Origin of the sequence: Ruegeria atlantica (assembly GCF_013032455.1) — a bacterium.
GTDB lineage: Bacteria > Pseudomonadota > Alphaproteobacteria > Rhodobacterales > Rhodobacteraceae > Ruegeria > Ruegeria atlantica_B.
This window is the reverse complement of sequence record NZ_WQCF01000003.1, coordinates 267,059-281,953: the sequence shown is the minus strand read 5'-3', so window position 1 is coordinate 281,953 and position 14,895 is coordinate 267,059. Positions and strand designations below refer to the sequence as shown.

Annotated in this window: 17 protein-coding genes; 6 read left to right on the top strand and 11 right to left on the bottom strand. The window is 57.2% G+C overall.

All coding sequences use genetic code 11. From position 1 onward, the window contains the following. Positions 1 to 89: 89 nt before the first annotated feature. From GOW93_RS08275 to GOW93_RS08265, 3 genes are all read right to left on the bottom strand, one after another. A complete protein-coding gene (locus tag GOW93_RS08275; protein WP_170383032.1) occupies positions 90 to 1,202 on the bottom strand; it encodes a hypothetical protein in 1,113 nt (370 codons plus the stop codon). A gap of 2 nt (positions 1,203 to 1,204) precedes the next feature. Then, positions 1,205 to 1,984 carry an SDR family oxidoreductase gene (locus GOW93_RS08270; RefSeq protein ID WP_170383030.1) on the bottom strand — a complete coding sequence of 260 codons (780 nt, stop codon included), beginning with the start codon at positions 1,982 to 1,984 and terminating at the stop codon, positions 1,205 to 1,207. A gap of 72 nt (positions 1,985 to 2,056) precedes the next feature. Further along, the gene (locus tag GOW93_RS08265) at positions 2,057 to 2,419 is read right to left on the bottom strand and encodes a nuclear transport factor 2 family protein (RefSeq protein WP_170383029.1); all 363 of its coding nucleotides are present in this window, start codon (positions 2,417 to 2,419) and stop codon (positions 2,057 to 2,059) included. A 109-nt stretch (positions 2,420 to 2,528) separates the two neighbouring features. On the opposite strand from GOW93_RS08265, the gene GOW93_RS08260 reads away from it, so the two are divergent. The 3 genes from GOW93_RS08260 to GOW93_RS08250 all read left to right on the top strand — a co-directional run bounded on the left by GOW93_RS08260 (position 2,529) and on the right by GOW93_RS08250 (position 6,629). Further along, positions 2,529 to 4,136, top strand: coding sequence for a peptide chain release factor 3 (locus GOW93_RS08260; protein ID WP_170383027.1), 1,608 nt, complete (start codon positions 2,529 to 2,531; stop codon positions 4,134 to 4,136). Positions 4,137 to 4,154: 18 nt separating this feature from the next. After that, positions 4,155 to 5,093: a glycosyltransferase family 2 protein gene (locus GOW93_RS08255; RefSeq protein WP_170383025.1), complete on the top strand. Its 939-nt coding sequence runs from the start codon at positions 4,155 to 4,157 to the stop codon at positions 5,091 to 5,093. 186 nt (positions 5,094 to 5,279) lie between these two features. Beyond that, the gene (locus tag GOW93_RS08250) at positions 5,280 to 6,629 is read left to right on the top strand and encodes a DEAD/DEAH box helicase (protein WP_170383023.1); all 1,350 of its coding nucleotides are present in this window, start codon (positions 5,280 to 5,282) and stop codon (positions 6,627 to 6,629) included. Here the strand turns inward: GOW93_RS08250 and GOW93_RS08245 are convergent. Genes GOW93_RS08245 through GOW93_RS08235 form a run of 3 tightly spaced genes read right to left on the bottom strand, consistent with a single transcriptional unit; the run spans position 6,626 to position 8,630 of the window. After that, positions 6,626 to 7,528, bottom strand: coding sequence for an EamA family transporter (locus GOW93_RS08245; protein WP_170383021.1), 903 nt, complete (start codon positions 7,526 to 7,528; stop codon positions 6,626 to 6,628). The genes GOW93_RS08250 and GOW93_RS08245 overlap by 4 nt on opposite strands. A gap of 21 nt (positions 7,529 to 7,549) precedes the next feature. Continuing rightward, on the bottom strand, positions 7,550 to 8,434 hold the full coding sequence (locus tag GOW93_RS08240; RefSeq protein WP_170383019.1) for a fatty acid desaturase: 885 nt from the start codon (positions 8,432 to 8,434) through the stop codon (positions 7,550 to 7,552). Next, entirely contained in the window at positions 8,427 to 8,630 is a 204-nt protein-coding gene (locus tag GOW93_RS08235) for a DUF2061 domain-containing protein (protein ID WP_170383017.1), read from the bottom strand. The genes GOW93_RS08240 and GOW93_RS08235 overlap by 8 nt, the downstream gene beginning before the upstream one ends. 107 nt (positions 8,631 to 8,737) lie before the next feature. Here GOW93_RS08235 and GOW93_RS08230 point away from each other — a divergent pair, with 107 nt between their 5' ends. Next, on the top strand, positions 8,738 to 9,604 hold the full coding sequence (locus GOW93_RS08230) for a helix-turn-helix domain-containing protein (protein ID WP_170383015.1): 867 nt from the start codon (positions 8,738 to 8,740) through the stop codon (positions 9,602 to 9,604). An 84-nt stretch (positions 9,605 to 9,688) separates the two neighbouring features. Next, the gene (locus GOW93_RS08225) at positions 9,689 to 9,871 is read left to right on the top strand and encodes a hypothetical protein (RefSeq protein WP_170383013.1); all 183 of its coding nucleotides are present in this window, start codon (positions 9,689 to 9,691) and stop codon (positions 9,869 to 9,871) included. 72 nt (positions 9,872 to 9,943) lie between these two features. Here GOW93_RS08225 and GOW93_RS08220 read toward each other — a convergent pair whose 3' ends face one another. The 5 genes from GOW93_RS08220 to GOW93_RS08205 form a co-directional block, all read right to left on the bottom strand. Then, complete coding sequence (locus tag GOW93_RS08220; protein ID WP_170383011.1) at positions 9,944 to 10,237, bottom strand: hypothetical protein; 294 nt, start codon at positions 10,235 to 10,237, stop codon at positions 9,944 to 9,946. 105 nt (positions 10,238 to 10,342) lie between these two features. Then, a complete protein-coding gene (locus tag GOW93_RS08215) occupies positions 10,343 to 11,101 on the bottom strand; it encodes an SDR family oxidoreductase (protein WP_170383010.1) in 759 nt (252 codons plus the stop codon). Next, positions 11,098 to 12,564: a carnitine 3-dehydrogenase gene (locus tag GOW93_RS08210; RefSeq protein WP_170383008.1), complete on the bottom strand. Its 1,467-nt coding sequence runs from the start codon at positions 12,562 to 12,564 to the stop codon at positions 11,098 to 11,100. Before GOW93_RS08210 ends, GOW93_RS08215 begins: the two co-directional genes overlap by 4 nt. A gap of 5 nt (positions 12,565 to 12,569) precedes the next feature. After that, entirely contained in the window at positions 12,570 to 12,806 is a 237-nt protein-coding gene (locus tag GOW93_RS20685) for a hypothetical protein (RefSeq protein WP_217354783.1), read from the bottom strand. Beyond that, on the bottom strand, positions 12,803 to 13,711 hold the full coding sequence (locus tag GOW93_RS08205) for a 3-keto-5-aminohexanoate cleavage protein (protein ID WP_170383006.1): 909 nt from the start codon (positions 13,709 to 13,711) through the stop codon (positions 12,803 to 12,805). Before GOW93_RS08205 ends, GOW93_RS20685 begins: the two co-directional genes overlap by 4 nt. Before the next feature lie 131 nt (positions 13,712 to 13,842). Between GOW93_RS08205 and GOW93_RS08200 the strand changes: the two genes are divergently transcribed. Continuing rightward, complete coding sequence (locus tag GOW93_RS08200; RefSeq protein ID WP_170383004.1) at positions 13,843 to 14,829, top strand: GlxA family transcriptional regulator; 987 nt, start codon at positions 13,843 to 13,845, stop codon at positions 14,827 to 14,829. Positions 14,830 to 14,895: the final 66 nt, after the last annotated feature.

Genomic DNA, 14,895 nt, shown 5'->3' with positions numbered 1-14,895 from the left:
GATCCTTTTCCAATTGGCTGAAATGCAGCTAATGCAGCGCCACTGCCTACGCAATCCGGTTGGATGAATTTTGACGAAAGCGTGAGGTTCTAATCCAGCAAATCGAAATCAGCGGCCGCGCGCACTTGGCCGTTCACCTGTATCTCAAGCCTATGCGCCCCGGGGACCAATTTAAAAGTGGTCGCATTGCCCTTGAGCTTGTGTTTCTTGCTTAGATTTAGCGTTCCATCGCGCAATGCAGTCTGCTTAAGCTTGTGAACCTTGGCCGAGGTTTTCCCACCAGGCCTTTGAAAATGAATAATATAGTCGACCAACACTGGTTGGTCTCCTTTGCCATTCAGCGTGACTTCGAACTCCAACGCCCCACCGATCCGCGCCGTGCCAATTACCTGTGCAGTGGCCGCGATCTCAGCATCTGGATCATATCCCAACATCTTCATCGCACCCGGATGTCCTGATTTTACCAATCCCCGAAGGGTATGAGAGGTCATCCAGCGCAATTCGTCCGCCGCCTGTTGATCAGCCCGCGACCATTCTTGCAATCGGTCCAGCACAAGCTCCGGGTATTTCTTGGATATGTCGTTTAGATGGTTCGCAACCGACCGCGTTACATAGCGCGTAGGATCACCGTGTAGCCGGTCCAGCAAGGGCAGCGGGTCGGTTAAGCCCAACCCAACCGCCTGCCCCCAAGGTAAACGCGGGCGCGTGCCTTCGCTGACCAGTCGTCGCACGTGATAGCTGTCATGCTGGCACCAATGCTCCATCCGCACCAACACCTGATCCTGGTGTTGGTTGAGGAACGGACGAATGGCCCACTCCATTGAGAACCTCTGAGTTAGTTCCTCAAGCACATCCAACGCCAATTCGGGGTGATCCAACCCTACAGTTACAACCCAGTCACCCAGAGGCGCGAATATGAAATCACCGAAATCATCATCTGATTTGCTCGGGTCCAGCGGTGGCGGCAGCGCCTTCAGGATAACAGGTGCCACGTCCGGTAAATCACCGGGTACGGCCTGTTGCAGGCACTCGGCGATCCAGGCCATGCGCTCTTTCAGCTCAAGATCCAACAGACGCGCCGTGACCCGTGACTGAAAAGCCTCGGCATTAAAAGACGGATCTGCCGCGGCAAACAAGCCAGCCAAATAGCGGGTCTTTTCTGCGTTAAACAACTGATCCTTGAGCGAAAACCCTTGCGCCATAATCACATCGTCAAATTGGTCGCGCCGCCATCCATCAGGATATTCTGACCAACGATAAAACCTGCCTGCTGCGAGCACAGGAAAGCGCAAGTCGCGCCGAATTCCTGCCGAGTGCCATAACGTCGCGCAGGGATCGTTTGAGAACGCTCAGCACGGGCCTCATCAATGGTAATTCCCTTTTGCGCGGACACACCCGTATCCAGAGACAATGCGCGATCAGTGTCGTGAATGCCCGGCAACAAGTTGTTGATATTCACCCCAAATGGCGCAACCTGGCGCGATGTACCTGCCACGTAGCCAGTCAGCCCGGTCCGCGCGGCATTCGACAAGCCCAAGGCTGCGATCGGAGCACGCACGGATTGCGAGGTGATATTCACCACACGGCCCCATCCCTTATCCATCATCCCCGGCAGCAGCGCTTTCATTAAGGCAATCGGCGTCAGCATGTTTGCGTCCAGCGCCTTGATGAAATCCTCACGGTCCCAGTCCGACCACAATCCGGGCGGCGGCCCACCGGCGTTTGTTACAAGAATATCAACGCCCTGCGCGGCATCAATCAACTTTTCTTGACCACTCGTAACGGTCACATCGCAGGCTACAGTCTGAACGTCCACTCCATAATCAGAGCGCAGACGGGCCGCCTCGACCTCCAGCACTTCGGCCCCTCGCGCGTTCATCACCAGATCAACGCCCGCCTCGGCCAGCGCTTCGGCACAACCCAAACCCAGCCCCTTGCTGCTGGCGCATACCAGCGCGCGCTTTCCGCGAATACCCAGATCCATTCGATCCTCCCCATCTGTCCTTGCCCGCATGTCTAGCACCGGCCAGACAGAGAAGACCAGAATTCAAACGCGTCAGTAAAAGAACTCTTCCCGCACGATTTTTCCGTTTGCCACGTGGTAGATACCCACCTCGCGCATATCGAAACTCTCGCCGGTTTCCTTGACCTTTCCTTGCACCTCAAAGATCACGGCAAACCGGTCGTCACCATGGGGGAACGGATCGCTAACTGATGCGCCCGACACCTCATGCGCCCCTTCCCACCATTCATGCTTGCCACGAATGGCTTCGATCCCGTGGGTTTCGCGGCCCATATCCATAAAGTCTTGCGCCTCGACCGAGACGGCATCTGGGGCATAGAGTTTTTCCAGATTCTCCTTGGCACGATCTTCACGGCATCCGGCTACCAATTCGTCAGCGATTTCTTTCAAATTCATTTATCTTCTCCATTATTTGTTCACTATATGTTCTTATTGCCATAACCCTACGATTCGAACTAGCCCCTTTGTCTTGCTTCGGCAGGATTCCCCGCCTATACGCGCCTGCATGCTTGATACCGCCTCGAACAAACCCGTATTGCCGCCCGAGATCGCCCGGCGCCGGACATTCGCCATCATCTCGCACCCGGATGCGGGCAAGACGACGTTGACTGAAAAGTTTCTGCTGTACGGGGGCGCGATCCAGATGGCTGGACAGGTGCGCGCCAAGGGTGAGGCGCGGCGCACGCGGTCGGACTTTATGCAGATGGAGAAGGATCGCGGTATCTCGGTTTCCGCCTCGGCGATGTCGTTCGACTATGGGAATTTCCGGTTCAATCTGGTGGATACGCCCGGCCACAGCGATTTCTCGGAAGATACTTATCGCACGCTTACCGCGGTTGACGCCGCAGTGATGGTAATCGACGGCGCAAAGGGTGTCGAAAGCCAGACGCAGAAACTGTTCGAGGTCTGCCGCCTGCGCGATCTGCCGATCCTGACCTTCTGTAACAAGATGGACCGCGAAAGCCGCGACACGTTCGAGATCATCGACGAAATTCAGGAGATGTTGGCCATCGATGTCACCCCCGCCGCGTGGCCCATAGGAGTGGGCCGCGATTTCATCGGCTGCTATGACATGCTGCGTGACCGGCTTGAACTGATGGACCGCGCCGACCGCAACAAGGTCGCCGAAAGCATTCAGATCGACGGTCTGGACGACCCCAAACTGGCCGAACACGTGCCCGAGCATCTGCTAGAGAAACTGCTGGAAGAGGTCGAAATGGCGCGCGAGTTGCTGCCCGCACTCGACCCGCAGGCGGTGCTTGAAGGTCACATGACCCCGATCTGGTTCGGCTCGGCGATCAACTCATTCGGCGTCAAGGAACTGATGGAGGGCATTGGCGCTTATGGCCCGCAGCCTCAAGTGCAATCGGCGCAACCGCGCCAGATCGCACCTGAGGAAAAGAAAGTCGCGGGCTTCGTCTTCAAGGTACAGGCCAACATGGATCCCAAGCACCGCGACCGTGTGGCATTTGTTCGCATGGCCTCGGGCCATTTCAAGCGCGGCATGAAGCTGACTCATGTGCGTTCGAAAAAGCCGATGGCGATCTCGAATCCCGTGCTGTTTTTGGCGTCCGACCGGGAACTGGCAGAAGAAGCCTGGGCCGGCGACATCATCGGCATCCCGAACCACGGCCAACTGCGCATCGGCGACACGTTGACCGAAGGTGAGGCATTGCGCGTAACCGGCATTCCGTCATTTGCGCCTGAACTGCTGCAAGGCGTGCGTGCCGGTGATCCGATGAAGGCCAAGCATCTAGAGAAAGCCCTGATGCAATTCGCCGAGGAAGGTGCCGCCAAGGTGTTCAAACCCTCCATCGGGTCGGGGTTTATCGTTGGCGTTGTCGGCGCGCTGCAGTTCGAAGTGCTCGCCAGCCGGATTGAGATGGAATACGGCCTGCCCGTGCGGTTCGAGGCGTCTCAGTTCACCTCGGCCCGTTGGGTCAGCGGCGACAAGGTTGCAGTAGACAAATTCGTCAACGCCAACAAGCAGCATATCGCCCATGACCATGATGGCGACATCGTTTACCTGACCCGCCTGCAATGGGACATTGATCGGGTGGTTCGCGACTATCCCGAGCTTACCCTGACGGCCACCAAGGAAATGATGACGTGACCGGCCCGAGGGCCGCAAATGGCGCATAAGCCGACCTGGGGAATTGTTTCGACTGTCCGGGGCACAGCCCCGGATATTCTGCGGTTCGCCGCCTATCACCTCGACCTTGGGGTCGACCGGATGCACATTTTTCTGGACGAACCCAACCCCACGGCCTTTAACGCGCTGAACCAGCACCCAAAGATCGAAGTCCGCAATTGCGATAACGGGTTCTGGGCCAATCGCAAGCGCACGCGGCCGGAACGACACCAAACCCGTCAAACCGCGAACGCCACATTTACCTATCGAAAGGCCAGCGAGGATTGGCTAGCCCATATCGACGTGGATGAGTTTCTGTGGCCAAACCGCCCGATTACCCAGTTGCTTGCCGAGGTCCCCGATCACATTCCTGGCGTAAGGGTCCGCCCGATCGAGGCGATGACCGGCGACGACGATTTGTACAAGGCCTATATCCCGGCTGGGCCGGAGCGTGACGGCTTGTTGCAGGTGCTATACCCGAATTATGGTGCTTTTGTTCTGGGGGGTTTTTTCAGCCATGTTCAGGGGAAACTGTTGGTGCGTACTGGATTGCCAAAAGTCAGTTTCCGGATTCATAACCTTTTTCAAAACGGCGCTATTCTGCCTTGTAAAGCCGAGCTTCCCGGTACCGAACTGTGCCATCGCCACGCCCCGGACTGGGACCATTGGCTGGCCCATTATCGGTTCAGGATGGAACACGGTTCTTACCAGCCCGGTATGTCCCCAAACGTTCCGCGCGAACGCGGGGGGATGAACAAGAACGAATTGCTCAGCTGGATCGAAGCCGAGGGTGGCATGGAAGGCCTGCGCCGTTTTTATGATGAGATCAGCGGCGCAGACCCCAAAGTACGCGCTCAATTGGAGCAGCACGACCAGATCCGACATCGGCCACTGTATCTGGATGAAAAGCTTGGGAAACACTTCCCCAGAAGTGTATGAATTGTTGCGAAAAAACAGAAGCGATCAGGTCTACTCCAACCTTAACGGGACTTCATTTGACCCTGACCTACGATTTTGTTATGTCCCCGACCAAGCCGAATTTGCGCAATGATGCGTATGGCCATCCGGGCCCGGCAAACCTCTGACGCGCGGGCCAGGTCTAGTGTCCGCATGAACCGGACATACATGACAAAATTTAACGAACTGAACCTGAACCCGAAGGTCCTCAAAGCCATTGAGGAAGCCGGATACGAAACCCCGACCCCAATTCAGGAAGGCGCTATTCCGCCCGCTCTTGAAGGTAAGGATGTTCTGGGAATCGCCCAGACCGGCACCGGCAAAACCGCCAGCTTCACTCTGCCTATGATCACGCTGCTGGCCCGTGGGCGTGCGCGCGCGCGGATGCCACGCTCACTGGTGCTGTGCCCAACACGGGAACTGGCGGCACAGGTGGCGGAAAATTTCGACACCTATTCCAAGCACCTGAAACTGACCAAGGCGCTGTTGATCGGCGGCGTCAGCTTCAAGGAACAAGAGGCGCTGATCGACCGCGGCGTTGACGTTCTGATTGCCACCCCGGGCCGCCTGCTGGACCATTTCGAGCGCGGCAAGCTGTTGCTGACCGGTGTACAAATCATGGTCGTCGACGAAGCTGACCGGATGCTGGATATGGGGTTCATCCCTGATATCGAACGCATCTTCTCGCTGACGCCGTTCACACGCCAGACCCTGTTCTTCTCGGCCACCATGGCGTCCGAGATTGAGCGGATTACTGACACCTTCCTGTCTGCCCCGGCCCGGATCGAGGTTGCCCGTCAGGCGACGGCCTCCGAGACCATTGAACAGGGTGTCGTCATGTTCAAAGGCGGCCGTCGCGATCGCGAGGCCAGCGGCAAGCGCAAGGTTCTACGCGCGCTGATCGACTCCGAGGGCGAGAAATGCACCAACGCGATCATCTTCTGTAATCGCAAGACAGATGTGGATATCTGCGCGAAGTCGCTGAAAAAATATGGCTATAACGCCGCGGCCATCCACGGTGATCTGGACCAATCGCAGCGGATGAAAACGCTGGACGGGTTCCGCGATGGATCACTGCGCTTGCTGGTCGCTTCGGACGTGGCCGCACGCGGGCTGGATATTCCATCCGTCAGCCATGTGTTCAACTTCGATGTGCCCGGCCATGCCGAGGACTATGTTCACCGCATTGGCCGTACTGGTCGCGCAGGGCGCGAGGGCAAGGCCGTTACGATCTGTTCGGGCCGTGATGAAAAGGCTTTGGATGCGATTGAAAAGCTGATCCAGAAGGAAATTCCGCGCCTCGACAATCCCGTCAAGGAAGAGCCCAAGGCCGATAGGCCAAAGCCCGAGAAGAAAGTAAAATCCTCGGAAGGCAAAAAGAGCGACGACCGGAAAGACCGTGAGCCCAAGGGACGTGGTCGTGGCCGTAAAGACGATAACAGCCCGGCAGTTGTTGGGATGGGCGATCACCTACCCAGTTTTATCGCGCTAAGCTTTGACGAGCGCCGTGCTGGCTAAATCGCCAGCACCAGTGCCAGAATAGACAGTCCAAGCAATCCCATCCCGGCGATCTCTCGCCGGGTTATGGTTTCTCGAAAAAACAGGATTGAGGCGAACAGGCTGAGCAGCAACTCGACCTGCCCCAGCGCCTTTACATACGCTGCGTTCTGCAATGTGAAGGCAAAGAACCAACAGAACGATCCACACAGGCTGGTCAACCCGACAAACACGCTGATTTTGCGTGTCTCCCACACAGCGCGCAATTCGGCCCGGTCGCGCCACAGCAGCCAAATCCCCATGCTGAGGAACTGAAACGTCACCACTGCGGCCAGCGTGACCAGCGCCCGAAACCAGGCATCGACATCACCCAGTTCCAGCGACGCACCGCGATAGCTGACCGAGGAAAATGCAAACAGCACCCCCGATCCCAGCCCCAATCGAGCGGCGCGGTTAGTGAGGTGTTTCCACCAAGCCCCGTCGCCTCCGGGAGTTTTCGAAAGCAACAGCACCGCCAAAAGACTGACAATGATCGCACCAAGTGCCCCGATGGACACCTGATCGCCCAGCACTAAAAAGCCTACTATAGCGGTCTGAATGACCTCGGTTTTCTTAAACGTAATTCCAACCGCAAAATTGCGCTGTTTGAACAGAGCCACCACACAGATTGTCGCAAGAATTTGCGAGGTTCCTCCGATCACCGCGTATACCCAGAACCACCCTGTCAGCGGCGGCAGGCTGAGGTCGGTCATATGCAGCGCCATGATCAGCCCCAGCACCGCCAGTGGCATAGAATAGGCAAACCGGGCAAAGGTCGCGCCTGCAACGCTCAGCTTTATGGTGCTGAGTGACTTTTGCAGCATGAACCGCACCGTCTGGAATGAGGCCGCGGCTATTGTGACGGGAATCCATAAGCTCATGGTCTCCCTTGTGTCTTGAATTCAATCCTTTGGCCAGAGAGGATGAGATACCGGATCCTTGGCCCTCCAAAGATAGGTCCGAAAGATCTCGGCATAAGACCGATAAGTGTATGACTCATTGCGGTTCAGATATTGCTCCTTGTCCGCTCGATAAAGCGCAGGCAATCGGTACCATGGCGCCCCAGGGTTCATGTGATGAACGACGTGTAGATTGTTGTTCAAAAACAGAAAAGCCAATGGCCCACGATCTTCGATAATGACCGTTCGCGCACCCGCTTTTTCATGCGCGCGATGCTCCAGAAAGGTGCGAATCTTGACAAGGCCCAGCCCGACATAAGCCGACAACACAAAAGCCCAGATTGGCATTCCCGAGTGCCCAACTACCCAAAGTACAACTGCCACCCCTGGCAGGTGCAAGGCCCATGCGCGCAGGATTGCCGGATCTCCGCGTAAAAGACCACGCACCTCATCTCGTGTAAACATAAACTGCCCGATTGCAGGCCCCAAAGTAATCCGCCCCAGGAGCGTATTATTCATGCGCAGAATACGCCGCTGCCAACCGGCCAAACCGCCCCAGACCTTGGGGTCCAGATAGTTCGACTCGGGGTCGTCATACGGATCGGTCAGCGTTTCATCGCGGTGATGCGCCAAATGCAGGTCGCGGAAACGTTGATATGGGATGAACAAGGTCAGAGGCAGCGCCATCAGGGCCTCGTTCAGCCATCTTGAGCGGAACGGATGACCGTGCAGCACTTCGTGGGTCAACGAAGAGTGTAGCGCAGCGACCAGCCCCATCGCTGGGATCGCCAGCCAGACCGGTAGTGAAAAAATGACCGCCAGCCATGCCCCATAGCAGGCCAGGATCAGGGACAAAGTGCCCCATTCGGGTGTCGCAGGCCTAGACATTGCGGCCCCACGTGATCCCGGCCCAGATACGCTCGTAAATCAGGTACATCGTCAGGCCAATGGCCGTGTTCACAATCGCCAGCGTTCCGCCCACGGCTGCGGACCCGGTGGCCACCAGCCCCACCAAGGTCATCATGACCAGCCCAATGGCATTCCACACCACAGCTTTCACGACAGATCTTCGTCGCGTTTCCATTCCGTCACCCATATTATTGTTATGTCTTTGAAATTACGGGTCGCTGCACGCGTTGAAAATTCCGAATATGATTAACAAAATTAATCATCTGTGATATTTAAAAACATATGCAGGATAAAATTGACAAACGAGACCGAGCGGCACAGTTCCGCCTTCGTCTGGCCCGCGCGATGGAGGAGCGTCACGTCAGCCAAAGCGCGCTTGCCCGATCCATCGGTGTGGACCGCTCGACCGTATCACAACTTTTGACGGGTGAAGGGGCGCGCTTGCCAAATGCACATGTGGTTGGCGGATGTGCTACAGCCCTTGGTGTGTCTGCGGACTGGTTGCTTAGTCTTTCAGATCGGCCGGAAAGCGCGGCCGAATTACTGGCCAGTTCTCTGACCATGACCGAAGCCCCCCGCGCGCTGGTGGATGAACGTATCTTCGAATGGCACCAGGAAGCCGCGGGATATAAAATCCGTTATGTTCCAGCCACTTTGCCAGATATGTTAAAGACCCACACGGTACTGGAATGGGAATATGCGCCACATTTGGGGCGTACTGCGGATCAGGCTATTGGCGCCTCGGCGGACCGGTTGAAATGGATGCGCAGTGCGCAATCAGATTATGAAATTGCCATGCCGCTCTATGAAATCGACAGCTTTGCTCAGGCCACCGGGTATTACGAAGGGCTATGCCCCAAAATCAGGCTAGAGCAGATCGACCACTTGCTGGAGATTTGCGAACAGCTTTACCCTCGCCTTCGAATTTATCTGTTTGACGCCAAACGACTTTTTTCCGCTCCAGTCACCATTTTCGGCCCTCTGCTCTGTGTATTCTACGCTGGCAGCCACTATATGGCTTTCCGCGACCGTGACCGGATCGAGACCTTCACCCGCCATTTCGATCGTTTGGTACGCGAGGCGGATGTTACCGCACGCGAATTTCCCGACCGTCTAAGACAGATTCGATCAAAGATTTCCAACCGCTAAGGATGCACAGACAGAAAACTTATGGTATCGTCGTTCGGCGCGAACCTTTTTGGGTATTCCGATCACAGACGGAGGAAGACGGGAATGGACGCACTACAAACGGCTCAATACGCACGGGCATTGTACACCGCACATGGCGACCGGGCCGAAGCAGAAGCCGCGCAGAAAGAGCGCGAATGCGAAGCCGCCGGAAACCTGCAGGAAGCAAAAGACTGGCAGGCGGTCCGTCAGACCATTCGCCAGATGCGCGGACCAAATCAGGCATAGGTCTCGCAATTAAGAAAACCGGAGCATTTATTGCCCCGGTCATCCCAAAATAGCTACTGCAAACACAGTTTATCAGTCGTTGGTGCTCAAACCCAGAGCATCCATTGTGTTCGATAAATCTCCGCGTTTTCCGCCGGCATTTGCTAAACCGGCGCGGGGTTCATCATTTGTACCCGGCCCATGCCCGTCTCCGGACGGATCCGAAGCATGTTCGCCCTGCGGAAATCCACCTTCAACCGCCTCTGCGGTCACGTCGCCCCAACTTCCTCCGGCACGCTTGCCCGGTGGTTGCTTGCCACTTCCTGCTAAGACTGTGGTCGCAGAAATCGCCGCAATACCTACGGCAAAAAACAAAACTTTTTGCATAGTTACCCCCAACAATTGTTTAGAATACTTTCTTCAAACACCGATATATTTACCAAATTTTGGTGAAAAATTCAATTTTTCAGATTTATTCGAACAGACAGCGGTTCAAAGTTTGGGGTCCGGGTTTACCGTATGCCCATCCACCGCGATCACCTGCCCTGAAACCAACCGCGCTGCATCCGAGGCAAGGAAAACGGCCATATTTGCAATGTCTTTACCTTCGACAAATCGCCCCATCGAGGTGCCCGAGGCATAACCCGCATAGACCTGATCTCGGCTCATATTCTTGGCGGTGGCCTCACGTTGCAGCACACCCTCCATCCGCGGCCCTTCGACCGCACCAGGGCAAATAGCGTTGGCTCGGATGCCGTGTGGGCCAAGCTCCATCGCCAATGTTTTCATCAAACCGATCACCGCCCATTTCGCCGCCGCATAGGGCGCGCGATACGGGTAGCCAAATTGCCCCGCCGTCGATGAGGTCAGGATAATACTGCCCGCCTTTCCGGCTTTCATCAAAGGCACGGCGTGTTTTGCGGCTAGAAAGGCCCCGTCCAGATTGACCGCTATACAGGATCGCCAATCCGACAGTTCGACGTCTTCAATCGCATCCGTCGGGCCTGCTATCCCGGCATTGGCGCATAGCACGTCCAGACCACCCTCAGCCTCAATAGCCTGGAAGATGGCGCTCATATCAGATTCGCTGGACACGTCCGCCCAGTGGCGCGACCAATGCGCAGGAGCGAACCGCAATGCGTCCTCGTCAATATCGGTGATGCAGACGCTATACCCGGCAGCATCAAACGCCTCGGCCATGGCACGCCCCACACCCGAGGCGCCCGCCGTGATCAAGACGCGCTGCGTCATGTCGGCTTGCGGATCGCAGCGCCCGCGCCTTCGGGATATGCCAACCCTGCCTGCGCCTCAGCGACCCGCGCCATTGCCGCCTCAATTGCAGGCGAAGGCGCGCTGGGGCGGCGGGTTTCAAGGCTGACATGCAGCAGGAAACTTTCGCCCGTGGCCAACAGCCTTTCACCCTCATACATGCTGTGGAATAGGTGCAGCTTCTTGCCCTGACCCAGAAACATCTGCGTGCGCACTTCGATCTTCGCACCCGCATGTGCCTCATCAATATATCGGATGTGATTTTCAGCAGTGAAATAGCTGCCGCCCGAAGAGATATAGTCAGCGTCACATCCGATGACTTCCATGAACCGGTCTGTTGAAGCTGCAAACGCTTCTACGTATTTCGCCTCGTTCATGTGCCCATTGTAGTCGGTCCAATCCAGTGGCACTGCGCGGGACAGTGTCAGGATCGGCTTGCTCAGGTCTGCCTGTTCCAGCGTAGGTAGAGCGCCAGGCTTCAGCATAGCGTCATGCTGGTTCAGCACCGCCCCCGCCCCGTAATTCTGTGCCTTGAGCGCACGCATCATACCCACGAGGTTGTTGTCGCGAATACGTTCCAACTCACGGATCGAATGCATACCGGACTGCGCATCCGACTGATCCGCGATCATGTCGACCAGCTCATCGGTAAACTCGGGCACATCCATCAGCTTGGTCCAGGGCCATTTCAAGGCCGGTCCGAACTGTGCCATGAAATGCCGCATCCCGGCCTCACCTCCGGCCACTCGGTAGGTTTCGAACAGACCCATCTGGGCCCAGCGAATGCCAAACCCCATGCGGATCGCTTCGTCGATCTCTTCCGTGGTGGCAATGCCGTCCTTGACCAGCCACAGCGCCTCGCGCCAGACGGCCTCGAGGAACCGATCAGCAATATGCGCGTCGATTTCTTTCTTGATATGCAGAGGGAAAAAGCCAACCGATTTGAGTAGTTCCTGTGCATGCTCGATCATTTCGGGCGGGTTTTTGTCAGTCGGCACCAATTCGATCAACGGCAGCAGATAGACCGGGTTGAACGGATGCGTCACCACGATTTGTTCAGGACGCAGCGCGCCGTCCTGCAACTCCGATGGTTTGAACCCACTGGTCGAGGACCCGATGATCGCGTCAGGATCGCACGCCTCCTGCAGGCCCGTGTAGACCTTCTGCTTCAGGTCCAGACGTTCCGGCACACTTTCCTGAATCCACATAGCGCCCCGCACCGCATCGGCCATTTCTTCATGGAACGTCAGAGCCCCTTCGGGCGGCAACGGCACGTCACTCAAGCCCGGCAGCGACCGGCGGGCATTGTCCAGTACTTCACCAATCTTGCGCTCGGCCTCCGGGTCCGGGTCGAACACCCGCACGTTCCAGCCGTTGAGCAGGAACCGAGCGGCCCACCCTCCGCCGATTACGCCGCCGCCAATGATAGCTGCTGTTTTTGTCATTTCTTTCACCAATTGTCTGGCAGTTTGATTTCTGCGCTGTCTATAGGCCAACCATTTTCGTCGTAGCCCACACAAAGATCAGGATTCGCCTCCCGGTCTAAGCGATAGTCACTTGCGATATTTTCACAAATCACGTTCAACGCATGGGCGGCGTCAAACTCTACATGGCCTGTTTCCTGTGCACCTGGCGTCGAGCAAGCCGCGACAGCTAGTAGAAGACTTAAAAGCGAATATAATTTCACTTCGGAGCTCTCTTGGTCAGCCCCAGTTTCTCGCGCACTTCCTGCGGCCCGATCACCCGTGCCCCGATGTTCTCGATAATGGTCCCAGCACGTTCAACCAGTTGCCAGTTCTCAGCCAGCACACCCTTGTCCAGCCACAGGTTATCTTCCAGCCCGACACGCACATTACCGCCTGCAAGCACAGTGGCCGCCACATAGGCCATCTGGTTGCGACCCAGCGAAAACGCGCTGAACGTCCAGTCATCGGGCACGTTGTTCACCATCGCCATAAAGGTGTTCAGATCATCCGGCGCGCCCCACGGCACACCCATGCACAACTGCACCAGTGCGTTGGGCTCCAGAATCCCTTCCTTTACCAATTGCTTGGCAAACCAAAGATGACCGGTGTCAAAGGCTTCAACCTCGGGCTTCACGCCCATATCGGTCATCATTTGCCCCATCGCCCGCAGCGCGCCAGGGGTGTTGGTCATGACATAGTCAGCCTCGGCAAAATTCATCGTGCCACAATCGAGGGTGCAAATCTCAGGCAGACACTCGGCAATATGCACCACGCGCTCGGATGCCCCGATCATGTCAGTGCCTTCGGCCACCGGAAACGGGGTTTCGACGCCGCCGAAAACGATGTCCCCGCCCATTCCGGCGGTCAGGTTTAAAACAACATCAACATCGGCATCGCGAATGCGATCCGTCACCTCACGGTAGTAGTCCAGCCGCCGGCTCGGCGCGCCCGTTTCGGGGTCACGCACATGGCAGTGAACCACGGCCGCCCCGGCCTTGGCCGCAGCGATTGCGCTGTCGGCAATTTGCTTTGGTGAGCGCGGCACATGCGGGCTGCGATCCTGCGTTCCACCCGAGCCGGTGACAGCGCAGGTGATAAAGACGTCGCGGTTCATTTCCAGTGGCATGGCGTTTTCCCCAAGTTATACCCGGTTTTGCCCTGAGTTTTCCCCAGGCTTCTCCCCGGATTCCGATTTGCGTTACCCGCAACTCTGACGCAGCCTTGTGGAAACACTTGCCAGAATGCGAATCGAACTTGATGAAATCCGCAAAAAACATACTCCAACCCGAACATCGCGCCCTGAAAACGGCCGTGCTGGTGCTGGATGAATGCAACACGCTTAGCTTCGCGTCGGCCGTTGATCCGATGCGCGCGGCCAACCGTCTGGCTGATCGTCCGGCGTTTGACTGGGATTATGTGACCGCCACAACAGAACCAGCGATGTTGACTAGCGCGCTAAATGTGCCGGGCATCCCTCTGGCAAGGTTGCAAACTTGCGATCTGATGATCGTGGTGGCCGGGTTCCAACTGGCCCGCCACGCCACCCCCAGCTTGCTGGCCGGGCTGCGCCGTATCGCAAGTACAGGTGCCACCATGGCCGGTATCGACGGAGGGCCATGGTTGTTGGCCGAAGCTGGCCTGCTGGACGGCCACGCCGCCACCACCCACTGGGAAGACCTGGACAATTTTGCCGCCCGCTTCCCCAATGTCGACGTACGCCCAGACCGCTTTACCGTGTCGGGCAACCGTCTGACTTCCGGAGGCGCGATTCCGGCGGTCGAAATGATGCTGCACATCATCGCCGCGCGCCACGGCGCGGGCTTCGCCGCGCGAGTGTCCGGCCTGTTCCTATACGACGGCGCGCCGGAACCCACAAAGCCTCAAAGTCGCACTGGCGCCCCGCACCGTCACACCGCGCTCACCGCCAAAGCCAACGCTCTCATGGAAACGTCTCTCGATGAACCCCTGCCGTTGGTCGACATCGCCGAGAAGCTAGGCACCAGCCCACGCACACTGCAACAACAGTTCCGCCTGCGCCTAAACACCACGCCACAGGACCACTATCTGCAACTGCGCCTGGCCGAAGCCCGCCGCCTGGTTACAGACACCGATATGCCTCTGATGGATGTTGCACTTGCTACTGGGTTCGCCTCGCAATCCAGCTTCGCACGCGCCTTCCGCACGGCCCACGGCCTATCCGCCCGTGACCTGAGGCACGAGCGCGCGCACCCCACTCATCACTGATCGGATCCACTTCATCTGGCCCGAAATATCCCGGGGGAGACGCGTAAAGCGCGACGGGGGCAGAGC

Coding starts and splice junctions, on each gene's coding strand:
- GOW93_RS08275 (WP_170383032.1), bottom strand. CDS start 1,202: ATGGCGCAAGGGTTTTCGCTCAAGGATCAGTTGTTTAACGCAGAAAAG.
- GOW93_RS08270 (WP_170383030.1), bottom strand. CDS start 1,984: ATGGATCTGGGTATTCGCGGAAAGCGCGCGCTGGTATGCGCCAGCAGC.
- GOW93_RS08265 (WP_170383029.1), bottom strand. CDS start 2,419: ATGAATTTGAAAGAAATCGCTGACGAATTGGTAGCCGGATGCCGTGAA.
- GOW93_RS08260 (WP_170383027.1), top strand. CDS start 2,529: ATGCTTGATACCGCCTCGAACAAACCCGTATTGCCGCCCGAGATCGCC.
- GOW93_RS08255 (WP_170383025.1), top strand. CDS start 4,155: ATGGCGCATAAGCCGACCTGGGGAATTGTTTCGACTGTCCGGGGCACA.
- GOW93_RS08250 (WP_170383023.1), top strand. CDS start 5,280: ATGACAAAATTTAACGAACTGAACCTGAACCCGAAGGTCCTCAAAGCC.
- GOW93_RS08245 (WP_170383021.1), bottom strand. CDS start 7,528: ATGAGCTTATGGATTCCCGTCACAATAGCCGCGGCCTCATTCCAGACG.
- GOW93_RS08240 (WP_170383019.1), bottom strand. CDS start 8,434: ATGTCTAGGCCTGCGACACCCGAATGGGGCACTTTGTCCCTGATCCTG.
- GOW93_RS08235 (WP_170383017.1), bottom strand. CDS start 8,630: ATGGAAACGCGACGAAGATCTGTCGTGAAAGCTGTGGTGTGGAATGCC.
- GOW93_RS08230 (WP_170383015.1), top strand. CDS start 8,738: ATGCAGGATAAAATTGACAAACGAGACCGAGCGGCACAGTTCCGCCTT.
- GOW93_RS08225 (WP_170383013.1), top strand. CDS start 9,689: ATGGACGCACTACAAACGGCTCAATACGCACGGGCATTGTACACCGCA.
- GOW93_RS08220 (WP_170383011.1), bottom strand. CDS start 10,237: ATGCAAAAAGTTTTGTTTTTTGCCGTAGGTATTGCGGCGATTTCTGCG.
- GOW93_RS08215 (WP_170383010.1), bottom strand. CDS start 11,101: ATGACGCAGCGCGTCTTGATCACGGCGGGCGCCTCGGGTGTGGGGCGT.
- GOW93_RS08210 (WP_170383008.1), bottom strand. CDS start 12,564: ATGACAAAAACAGCAGCTATCATTGGCGGCGGCGTAATCGGCGGAGGG.
- GOW93_RS08205 (WP_170383006.1), bottom strand. CDS start 13,711: ATGCCACTGGAAATGAACCGCGACGTCTTTATCACCTGCGCTGTCACC.
- GOW93_RS08200 (WP_170383004.1), top strand. CDS start 13,843: ATGAAATCCGCAAAAAACATACTCCAACCCGAACATCGCGCCCTGAAA.